We start from the raw sequence: 11,368 nt of genomic DNA, 5'->3' as shown, positions 1-11,368 counted from the left end.
TGTTTTAAAACATTGGCACTCAGTAGACAGGGTAGAAAAATTAGCATTTATTTAAGATTAAAAAAAAATAAAAAAATAAGTGCAAAAATAAATTTACATATCAAATTTTGTATATCTTTGCCCCGAATTAATAATTAACCTTTTATAAATAATTAAGATGAAAAAAGTATTTTTAAGCTTCGCAGTAGTTGCAATGATGGCAGTAGTATCTTGTAAAGATGCAAACACAGAAACTCCAGCTGAAGAAGCAAACGTTGAAATGACTGAAGCTAACGCTGACGCTACTATCGAAACTGTTGAAGCAGAAGCTGATGCAATGGTTGATAGCACTAAAGCTGTAGAAGAAATGAAAGTTGAGCAAGCTAAAGACGCTGCAAAACAATAATCTAAGCTTCTTAGAAAATGGAAAGCCTCGCATTGCGGGGCTTTTTTAATTTAAGTCGGTTGGTGAAATTAAACACTAAATTTCACATTATTCAAAATCGATTTCAGGAAATACAAAATCCTGCTCTGTAAAGTCGATTGTTTCCGCCTCACCTCCGTATTTTAAAATTTCGTTGATTCCTTTTTGAAGCATTAATTCGGTCGAATATTTTCGGCTTGTCGCCACTACTACATCATCAATCAGAATCTTAAAAAAGAATTTTCCGCCCGCAGCTTTAAATTTATGGAATGCACTTTCTTGAGAAGCCGATTTGATAATTGCAATCGCTTTCTCACATTCCTCTTTATCCTCGTACGGAATACTCGTATAGATAATCTTCCCTTTTCTAGAGTTGAAAACAAATTTATATTGTCCATTAAAACGTGTGCTGATAGAAAAAGTTCCCATTATTGAGGTTTATGCTGTTTGGTTATTTTGTTGAAAAAGAGATATGAGTACTAGTTAAAATTCGAAATTCACGACTTTCATTATTTTTTGGGCGAGACCCCCGCCAGAATATTTTCGTAAGAGTTGAAGTTTTTTTTAGGCGGCGGTCAGGCTGTCCACTCCCAATCTTTGTTGTAGCTTTTGCTCCGCAAAGCCACAACAAAGGATTTCCGCTCCCATCCTTCTCGCAATAACTTCGCTACTACAATTCATTATTAGAATAAACAATTCAAATCTATAAAATATCTTGAAAAGCTATAATTGATTCTGATTATAGATATCTATAATTTAGATGATGGCATTAAAACCGAATCAATTAGACAACCAAATCAAAACTTTTTGGACATAAAAAAAGCTCCAAACATAAGTTTGAAGCTTTCTTGTACTCAGAGCGGGACTTGAACCCGCACGAACATTGCTGTTCACTGGATTTTAAGTCCAGCGTGTCTACCAATTTCACCATCCGAGCATTAACTTTCTATGTTAGATATAATTTTTTAAAAAATTTAATTAAATACATCTACCATCCGAGCATTAATTTTTTGTGTTAGATAAAATTTAATAAAAAATATCTAGCAACAAAGTAACGACTTTTAGAGGAGGATATAATTTTTAAAAAAAATTAATTAAATACACCTACCATCCGATCATCAACTTTTGATGGAGCGAAAAACGGGATTCGAACCCGCGACCTCGACCTTGGCAAGGTCGCGCTCTACCAACTGAGCTATTTTCGCAATTATTTATAAGAACTGCCAGTATTACTACTTGCGGTGGCAAATTTATGTACATTTATTGGATATTACAACACAAAACCTAAAAAAATTGAAAGATTTTTTTAAAGGTTTGATTTGCTACAAATTAGCAAATCAATATTAAATCATTTGATCAGCATTCTTTTTATTTCATTCAACTTCATCAATGCTTCTACAGGCGTCAATGTATTTATATCCAAACCCAGAATTTCTTCTTTAATACTTTCCAATAATGGATCGTCCAGATTAAAGATACTCAACTGCATCTCATCTTTTGCCGATACAACTCCAGTAAGGGCTCCATCAGAATGGTCTTTCTCTAATCGCTTCAATAATTTCTGTGCTCTTAAGATTACTGTCTGCGGCATTCCCGCCATTTTTGCAACGTGGATTCCGAAACTGTGGGCACTTCCACCCTCTACGAGCTTTCGTAAAAAGAGTACATTGTCTTTTAGCTCTTTTACCGAAACATTAAAGTTCTTGATTCGCGGCAGAATTTCCTGCATTTCATTTAGCTCATGGTAGTGAGTTGCAAAAAGAGTTTTAGCGCGCGATGGATGCTCATGAAGATATTCGGCAATAGCCCAAGCAATAGATATCCCATCATAAGTAGAAGTTCCTCGCCCTATCTCATCAAGCAAAATTAAACTCCGCTCCGAAACGTTATTCAAGATTGACGCTGTTTCATTCATTTCCACCATAAAAGTTGATTCACCCATCGAGATATTGTCAGAAGCTCCTACTCTCGTGAAAATCTTATCTACAACTCCCATACTAACTTTCTTGGCTGGAACAAAACTTCCCATTTGCGCCATCAAAACAATCAAAGCTGTCTGTCGTAATATTGCTGACTTTCCGGACATATTGGGACCAGTAATCATAATCAGTTGCTGGGTTTCACGATCTAGAAAAACATCATTGGCAATGTACGGCGTTCCAATTGGCAACTGCTTTTCTATTACAGGATGTCGTCCGCCTTCTATTTTAAGTTCAAAACTATCATCAAGTTCAGGACGCGTGTATTTATTTTCTTTGGCAAGTTGTGCAAAGGCAGTCAGACAATCTAGTTGCGCTATGAGAGCGGCATTCATTTGTACTGGCTTGATATAATCGCTTATCCAACCTACAAGCTGATCAAAGAGCTCGGCTTCTATTTTCTGAATTTTTTCTTCGGCGCCAAGAATTTTAGATTCGTACTCTTTTAATTCCTCGGTGATATAGCGCTCTGCATTCACCAAAGTTTGTTTTCTGATCCAGTTTTCAGGAACCTTATCTTTGTGTGCATTGCGCACTTCGATATAATATCCAAAAACATTATTAAAGGAGATTTTCAAGGATGTAATTCCAGTCGCAGCAGATTCTCTAGCTTCAATGCGATCAAGAAATTCTTTACCAGAAGTTGAAATTGCCCGAAGTTCGTCAAGTTCGGCACTGACACCTTTTGCTATAGCGTTGCCTTTTGCCAAAGCCACCGGTGCTTCGGCATTGAGTACCGTACCAATCTTTTCGCGAAGCAATTCGCAATCATGCAAACTATCACCAATCATTCGCACAGCTTCTTGGGTAGAATTTAGCGCAAGCTTCTTAATTGGAATAATTGCATCAAGAGAATTTTTTAAGAAAACAACTTCTCTCGGACTTACTTTTGCAGCAGCGATTTTAGAAATTAATCTTTCTAAATCTGAAATTTGCTTTATCTGCGATTGCACTTTAGACATGATAGGTTCATTTTGCATCAAATACTCCACAACATCATGTCTATTGCTAATTTTGACTGCATCTTTTAAAGGAAGAGCCAACCACCGTTTCAACAAACGCCCGCCCATTGGCGAAATCGTTCTATCGATAATATCCAATAACGTCACCGCATTGGGATTGTAACTATGATAAAGTTCAAGGTTTCTGATGGTAAAACGATCCATCCATACGTATTGGTCTTCGGCAATGCGATGGATATTGGTTATATGATTTCGTTTGTTATGCTGTGTTTCGGACAGATAAAATAAAATCGCTCCTGAGCAAATAATTCCTTCCTGCAAATCGTCAATTCCGAAACCTTTCAAGGAGATTGTTCCAAAGTGATTGGTCAGGGTTTCGAAAGCATATTCACTATTAAAAACCCATTCGTCAATAATAAATATGTGATGATCTGAGCCAAAAGCTTCTTTAAAATCATTTTTATTTGATTTGCTAATCAGAATCTCACTTGGGCTAAAATTCTGCAGCAGTTTATCAATATATTCTTCATTTCCTTGCGCAGTAAGAAATTCGCCGGTAGAAACATCTAAAAATGCGATACCCAAACTTTTAGCACCAAAGTGAATTGCCGCTAAGAAATTGTTTGATTTTGATTGCAAAACCTCGTCATTCATTGAGACTCCCGGAGTCACCAATTCAGTAACGCCACGTTTGACAATTGTTTTGGTCAGTTTTGGGTCTTCCAGTTGATCGCAAATGGCAACTCTCAATCCTGCTTTCACCAATTTTGGCAAATATGTATTTATAGAATGGTGTGGGAATCCCGCAAGAGCGGTTTCCGTTTCAGAACCAGCACCTCTTTTGGTTAACACAATTCCCAAAATTTTGGAAGCCCTGATAGCATCTTCACCAAAGGTTTCATAGAAATCGCCAACGCGAAAAAGCAAGCAGGCATCAGGATACTTTCGCTTGATCTCGTTGTACTGTTTCATTAAAGGAGTCTCTTTGGGAGTGGTATTTTTTGCTGCCAATGTGTAAGTGTTTTATAAAAGAATATAGAGAAGCGAATTTACTACATTATACTAGACTATACATTATGTGAGATTTAAAAGTATAATTTAGGATTTTTTTTTGAAAGGAGATATCATTTTTTATTAGATTTGCTAGAATAAAATAAATTCTTCTAAGATGAAAAAAATAGTAATGTTGGCTTTAGTTGGTGTTTTAGGAATGACTACGGCAAACGCACAGACTGCGAAAAAATCGAAAACTGAAGTAAAACAAGTGCAAGGAGCAGAGATGACTTTTAAGGCGGAAACAATTGACTACGGTACTATCGCTAAAAATTCTGATGGTAAACGTGATTTCGTTTTCACAAATACTGGTAACACGCCACTTATTATTACATCTGCTCAAGGATCATGTGGTTGCACAGTTCCAACTTATCCTAAAGAACCGATTGCTCCAGGAGCAACTGCAAAAATTAGCGTAAAATATGCAACTGACCGTGTTGGTGCATTCTCTAAAACAGTTACACTTACAACAAATGCAGTAAAACCTAGCACAGTTCTTACAATTAAAGGAAATGTATTGCCAGAAGAAGCTGCAGCAACAAAGAGCTAGACATCCCTTTTAATAAAACTAACAAGCTTCCTGATTTTTTTGGGAAGTTTTTTTTTGTACTTTTTCAAAATGAGAAAATTAGAAAATAGCGAACTCGATCGCAAAAGTGTTGAAGATTTTAAGGAGGCTCAAAAAACTCCTATTACAATAATTTTGGACGATATCCGAAGTTTGAATAATATCGGCTCGGTTTTTCGCACGGCCGATGCATTTTTGATCGAAAAGATTTTTCTGTGCGGAATCACCGCTGTTCCTCCAAATAAAGAAATTCACAAAACGGCGCTCGGCGCTACAGAAACAGTTGAATGGCAGTATTGTGAAACAGTTCTTGAAGCTATCGAAATTGCCAGAAATGACGGCGCTATAATCGCGGCAATCGAGCAAGTTGAGGGCTCAAAAAGCCTTGAAGATTTTGAAGTAGAAATAGGAAAAAAATACGCGTTAATTTTCGGAAACGAAGTTTTTGGCGTTTCACAGGAAGCAGTAGAGAATAGCGATTTTTGTATAGAGATACCGCAACTTGGAACCAAGCACTCCCTGAATATTGCGGTAAGTGCGGGAATTGTTATCTGGGATTTATTTGCTAAAATTAGAATTCTTTAAGACTTAGTTTTTCTGATATTTGATTTAGAATTAAGAGATAATCACTTTGTTGATTCACAAAATCCAATTCTGAGGCATCGATGATTAATACATTTAATTCTTTTTGATTTTTAATATATTCCAAATAGCCTCGGTTGATCTTGTCGAGATATTCAGCTTCGATGTCCTGCTCATAATCACGACCACGTTTCTTTATATTTAAAAGTAAACGTTCGGTGTTTTGATATAAATAGATATACAAATCAGGCTTTGGAATCTGTCTGTACATAATATCAAAAAGATTGCTGTAAAGTCTAAATTCTTCTTCGACTAAAGTTATTTTAGAAAATATCAATGATTTAAAGACGTGGTAATCGGCAACAATAAAATCTTTAAAAAGATCAAATTGCTCTAGGTCATCGGTAATTTGTTGATAGCGATCGGCAAGAAAAGACATTTCGAGCGGAAAAGCATATCGACTTGGATCTTCGTAAAATTTGGGAAGAAAAGGATTATCTGCAAATCGTTCAAGGACGGTTTTAGCATTAAAGTCGTCGGCAATTCTTTTGGCCAAAGTCGTTTTGCCCGCGCCAATATTGCCTTCTACTGCGACATAATTGCAGTTATTAAAGCGATATCTGGAAATTGGATTTTCTAATTTTCCGAAAATTATACAGGCAGAAGTATCAGAAGTAGATGCTAAAAGCTTTTCTTTTGATTGATGAAAAATCGGATGATTCCATTCAAATTTCAAATCGCACAAGGGTAAAAGCACAAATTTACGATTTTGCATTTCCTTATGGGGAATTTGAAGATTGTCAGCCGCAATTATCTCTTCGTTGAAGGTAATAATGTCGATGTCGATATTTCGGGCTTGATAACCTTCTTCGGCAGATCGTTTTCGACCCAAGTCTAGCTCGAGTTTTAATAGCGATTCTAAAAGCTCTGAAGCTGTAAGAGAAGTATGAACCAAAATAGCACAGTTGAGAAAAGCATCACTACTAAAACCCCACGCTTCTGATTCGTACAGTTTAGAAACATCGGTAACGGTAGCTATCTGGAAGTTGATTGCATCAATACAAGATATTATGGCTTGCTCTCGATCGCCAAGATTACTTCCTAATGATAAAACTGCCCGATTTTGAAAAAATTCCATATAAAAAATCTACTTAAAAAACGTTGTACAAAGAAGAGTTTCCTTTGCTGTAACAATCTTTGTCAGCGACAAAATTAACTAAAACAATTTAATACTAGACCTATATTAGTTGCGCTCACTATTATTTATTTAATTTGTAGACAAGTGTAACTTTCTGATAAATAAATCGACTTATAATAAAATAATAATTATGAAATTTCTAGGAAACGTCCTCGCCACACTCGTTGGTTTATTTATATTCTTTATGCTATTTTTCTTCGGGATCGTTATGATTGGAGTAATTGCGGGCAGTGGAAGTGAAAAAGTAGTTGTAAATAATAATTCGGTAATCGTTTTAGATCTTGCCGAAGTAAATCGCGACTATGCCGGAAAAGCAAGATACACAGACTTTGATTATTACGAAGTAAACAATGACGGCTTGACGGATGTAATTAAAGCCATCGAATACGCCAAAACCGACAAAAGCATTAAAGGTATTTCGATTATCAACAGTGATTCAAAATTAGGAGCAGCGCAAACTAATTGGCTGCGGTCTGCAATTGAAGATTTTAAAACGTCAAAGAAGTTTGTTTACGCATATGGAGACGAAATGACGCAAGGTGAATATTTTTTAAACAGTGTTGCGGATTCAATTTACTTAAACCCAGTTGGAGGATTGGATTTTAAGGGTTTATCAGCCGAATTGATGTTCTTCAAAGATTTGCAAGAAAAATCTGGAATCAAGATGGAAGTAATTAGACACGGAAAATACAAAAGTGCAGTTGAGCCATTTTTGCAGAATGAAATGAGTGATGCCAACAGAGAGCAAGTAACTACAATGCTTCAAACGAGTTGGAATGTAATTTTGGAACAAGTATCAAGAAGCAGAAAAATTTCAAAAGATAGATTGAATGCAATTGCAGATGATTTGCAAGCAAGAACGCCCGAAATGGCAAAAGCCGAAAATCTAATTGATGTAGTTGCTTATGAAGATATTTATCACAATCAGATTCGAAAAAAGCTGAATATCGAAAAAGATAAGGAGTATAAAAGCATAGATATTGTAGCTTACGCCAAAAATGTTGCAACTACGAGCAAAACCTTAGGTTCAGACAGAATTGCGGTAATATATGCACAAGGTCAGATTATGGGTGGCGAAGGAGATGTTTCTTATATTGGAGAAGGCTCGATGCGTCGTGCAATTAAGGAAGCTCGAGAAGATGACAATGTAAAAGCAATTGTACTGCGAGTTGATTCGCCAGGAGGAAGTGCTTTGACGTCTGATTTAATTTGGAGAGAAGTTGAGTTGACAAAAGGAATAAAACCAATTGTGGTGTCTATGGGTAATGTTGCCGCATCTGGAGGCTATTATATTTCCTGTAATGCCGATATGATTTTTGCCGAACCAAATACAATTACGGGCTCTATTGGAGTTTTTGGAGTTCTTCCAAATTTCACCAAACTTTCTAATAGAATCGGAATTCATACGCAGCAAATTAAAACCAATAAAAATTCGGCAGACTACTCTCCATTTTTACCACTGGATGCAACGATGAGAGCGGCGACTCAAAGCGACGTCGAACGTATTTATAGTATTTTTGTGAGTAGAGTTGCCGATGGAAGAAATATGACTGCAGAACAAGTGGATGCAATTGGTCAAGGCCGCGTTTGGACTGGTGCAGATGCGCTTGGAATTGGACTAGTAGATAAGTTAGGAAGTCTAGACGATGCTGTGGCTCAAGCAGCAAAAATGGCAAAAATAGACAAGTACAGCACGAGAAGTTACCCGGAGTACGAGAAAAGCTTTAAAGATCTTTTTGCTTCATTAATGCCATCGTTTATCTCCTCCAAAGCAATTCTTGAAAAAGAAATTGGAGCTGAGAATTACCAATTAATTCAAGACATCAAGAATGCTACAAATCAAAGAGGGGTACAATTATTGATGCCTTACCAACTCAAAGTAAAATAAATAGAATAAAAAAAAAGTATGACTAAGAGGATATTTACCATAATCGGAGTAGTATTTTTACTGCTAATTATAGCATTATTTGCCGCACCATTTATATTTCAAGACGCTATCAAAGCTAAAATTGCACAGACTATCAACAAAAATGTTGATGCTACAGTTTCTTTCAAGGATGTAGATTTAAGTTTTATCAAAAGTTTCCCTGACGCGAATGTGTCGGTTGATCATTTAGTGATTATCAATAAAGCGCCATTTGCTGGAGACACTTTGGTTTCATTTGGAACTTTAGATTTAAAAATGTCCATTAAAGAACTTTTTAAAGGTGACAACGAGCCGATGAATATTGATTCATTTACCTCTGATAATGGTCAAGTAAATATAATTTTCAACAAAGATGGTGTCGGAAATTTTGACATTGCTCTTAAAGATGATGCCTCAACAGATGAAGGAAATAGTGCTCCGTTGGCTTTAAAGCTAAAATCATACAAAATCAACAACCTTAAATTTGTTTATTTTGATCAAGGATCAAATTTAAAAATGGTCATCGATAGTCTAAATCACTCCGGAAGCGGCGACTTTGCGGCTTCTAAATTGGATTTGGTTACAACATCGCAAGCATCACTAACTTTGGATATGGACGGTACAAATTATATGCGTCAGATTCCGTTGAAACTTGATGCCGTTTTAGGAATCGATTTGGAAAACAGCAAATATACCTTTAAAGAAAACAAAGCTATTATCAATCAGCTTCCTTTAGAGTTTAATGGTTTTATCCAACTGGTTGAAGCTGGTCAGCAGTATGATCTTACTTTTAAAACTCCTAGTTCATCATTTACGAATTTCCTCGCGTTGGTTCCTGCTAAATATTCTGGCAGCCTCGCCAATATCAAAACAACGGGAGATTTCTCTTTTTCGGGTTTTGCAAAGGGCTTGTATTCAGAAAATACTGTTCCTGCTTTTAACTTAAAAATCGCCTCCAATAACGCTTCTTTTAAATATCCCGACTTACCAAAATCTGTTCAGAATATCGTAATTGATGCAAAAATCATCAATGATAGTGGAATTTTGAATGATACTTATGTTGATCTAGACAAATTGACTTTTGCAATTGATCAAGATGTTTTTAGCGCTAAAGCAAAAATTAGAAATGTAGTCGAAAATCCCTTGGTTGATGCTGCCTTAAAAGGAACGATCAATCTTGGAAATCTATCGAATGCGTATCCAATAAAATTGGACAAGCCACTGCAAGGGATTTTAAAAGCAGATCTTACCACGAAGTTTGATATGCAAGCAGTAGAAGATAATAAGTATGAGAAAATTGACAACGCGGGGACAATGAGCATTTCAAATTTTAAATATGTTGATGATAAGGGATCAGCTTTAAATATTGCTACCGCTGCAATGTCTTTTAATACGGATCACGTAAACCTTCAGCAATTTGATGCTACAACAGGGAAAAGTGATATTAGTGCGAAAGGAAGATTGGATAATTTTTATGGCTTTTTGTTTAGAAAACAAGAGTTAAAAGGAAACTTCAGTATGACTTCCAATCAATTATCACTAGCAGACTTTATGACCGCCGAAGATCCTGCCGCCAAAACTACGACTAAAACTTCAGAGGCATTAAAAATTCCATCGTTCTTAAACGTTACTCTTTCCGCGAAAGCGAACACAGTATTATATGACAATCTCGTTCTGAAAAATGTGGCTGGAAAAATTTCTATAAAAGATGAGAAAGCTACACTTGAAGATGTAACAACAAATATCTTTGGCGGATTGATTGCAGTATCGGGTAATGTTTCGACCAAAGAGAAAGTACCAACCTTTAATATGACTTTAGGATTAAAGAACGTAGACATCGCTCAGACTTTTACACAGCTTGAGATGTTGAAAAGTATTGCACCAATAGCAGGAATTATCAATGGACAACTGAACTCTACGATTCACGTAGGAGGAAATCTTGACGCAAAAGAGATGACTCCAAATCTTGCGTCAATCACTGGAGATCTCATGGGACAACTGCTATCGACCACTGTAAATGCCCAAAGTAGCACGTTGCTTACTGCACTTGATAACAATTTGAACTTTATCGATTTGTCAAAAGTAAATCTAAACAATTTGAGCACTTACCTAACATTTGAAAATGGAAAGGTTAACCTGAAACCTTTCGACATCAAATACCAAGATATTAAATTGACCGTTGGAGGACAGCACGGATTTGATCAATCTATAAATTATAAATTGAATTTTGATGTTCCTGCGAAATATTTAGGTACAGAAGCCAACAAATTACTAGCAAGTCTTACACCTGCTGATGCGGCGAAAATTAAAAACATTCCGATTAACGCCAATTTGACTGGAAACTTCAAAAATCCAAAAATTCAAACTGATACAAAGCAGGCAGTGACTGCACTTGCTACACAATTGGTTCAAATGCAAAAAGACAAATTGGTTACTCAGGGTACAAATGCACTTAGTGGTCTATTGAATGGCTTAGGAAACAATTCCAATACTCCAAAAGACACTACAAAAACTAGTACACCACCTACCACACAACCGGTAAAGGAAGCAATACAAACCAAGGCGAATGACATTTTGAATGGTTTATTTAATAAAAAGAAAAAACCAGAACCCGCAACACCACCGGCGACCACACCCTAATAAATTTAGAAAGGCTACAAGTAATTGTAGCCTTTTTTGATATGTGATAATAAAATCTACGGTTATTTCAGTGACGG

8 protein-coding genes and 2 tRNA genes are annotated in these 11,368 nt (G+C 36.2%); 5 read left to right on the top strand and 5 right to left on the bottom strand.

Annotated elements, in window-relative coordinates; translation table 11 throughout:
• Positions 1-157 precede the first annotated feature (157 nt).
• Positions 158-385, top strand: coding sequence for a hypothetical protein (locus SBO79_RS05295; protein WP_318642641.1), 228 nt, complete (start codon positions 158-160; stop codon positions 383-385).
• Positions 386-472: 87 nt separating this feature from the next.
• Here SBO79_RS05295 and SBO79_RS05290 read toward each other — a convergent pair whose 3' ends face one another.
• From SBO79_RS05290 to mutS, 4 genes are all read right to left on the bottom strand, one after another.
• Positions 473-832 (bottom strand): DUF1508 domain-containing protein, encoded by a 360-nt coding sequence (locus tag SBO79_RS05290; RefSeq protein WP_318642640.1) that lies wholly within the window; start codon positions 830-832, stop codon positions 473-475.
• A gap of 422 nt (positions 833-1,254) precedes the next feature.
• A tRNA-Leu gene (locus SBO79_RS05285) sits at positions 1,255-1,340 on the bottom strand.
• 192 nt (positions 1,341-1,532) lie between these two features.
• Positions 1,533-1,608: transfer RNA gene (locus SBO79_RS05280), tRNA-Gly, on the bottom strand.
• Positions 1,609-1,751: 143 nt separating this feature from the next.
• Complete coding sequence (gene mutS / locus SBO79_RS05275) at positions 1,752-4,355, bottom strand: DNA mismatch repair protein MutS (RefSeq protein ID WP_318642638.1); 2,604 nt, start codon at positions 4,353-4,355, stop codon at positions 1,752-1,754.
• 157 nt (positions 4,356-4,512) lie between these two features.
• Between mutS and SBO79_RS05270 the strand changes: the two genes are divergently transcribed.
• Together SBO79_RS05270 and SBO79_RS05265 are read left to right on the top strand one after the other, a co-directional pair.
• The gene (locus tag SBO79_RS05270; protein WP_318642636.1) at positions 4,513-4,947 is read left to right on the top strand and encodes a DUF1573 domain-containing protein; all 435 of its coding nucleotides are present in this window, start codon (positions 4,513-4,515) and stop codon (positions 4,945-4,947) included.
• 69 nt (positions 4,948-5,016) lie between these two features.
• Positions 5,017-5,550: a TrmH family RNA methyltransferase gene (locus tag SBO79_RS05265; RefSeq protein ID WP_318642635.1), complete on the top strand. Its 534-nt coding sequence runs from the start codon at positions 5,017-5,019 to the stop codon at positions 5,548-5,550.
• Here SBO79_RS05265 and folK read toward each other — a convergent pair.
• Positions 5,537-6,685, bottom strand: coding sequence for a 2-amino-4-hydroxy-6-hydroxymethyldihydropteridine diphosphokinase (gene folK / locus SBO79_RS05260; protein WP_318642634.1), 1,149 nt, complete (start codon positions 6,683-6,685; stop codon positions 5,537-5,539). The two genes, SBO79_RS05265 and folK, sit on opposite strands and share 14 nt — an antisense overlap.
• 190 nt (positions 6,686-6,875) lie before the next feature.
• Here folK and sppA point away from each other — a divergent pair, with 190 nt between their 5' ends.
• Both sppA and SBO79_RS05250 read left to right on the top strand, forming a co-directional pair.
• Complete coding sequence (gene sppA / locus SBO79_RS05255) at positions 6,876-8,633, top strand: signal peptide peptidase SppA (protein ID WP_318642632.1); 1,758 nt, start codon at positions 6,876-6,878, stop codon at positions 8,631-8,633.
• Positions 8,634-8,651: 18 nt separating this feature from the next.
• Positions 8,652-11,291 (top strand): AsmA-like C-terminal region-containing protein, encoded by a 2,640-nt coding sequence (locus SBO79_RS05250; RefSeq protein ID WP_318642630.1) that lies wholly within the window; start codon positions 8,652-8,654, stop codon positions 11,289-11,291.
• Positions 11,292-11,368 lie beyond the last annotated feature (77 nt).

The organism is Flavobacterium ardleyense (genome assembly GCF_033547075.1).
Taxonomy (GTDB): Bacteria; Bacteroidota; Bacteroidia; order Flavobacteriales; family Flavobacteriaceae; genus Flavobacterium; species Flavobacterium ardleyense_A.
This window is presented reverse-complemented; position numbering and strand designations above follow the sequence as displayed.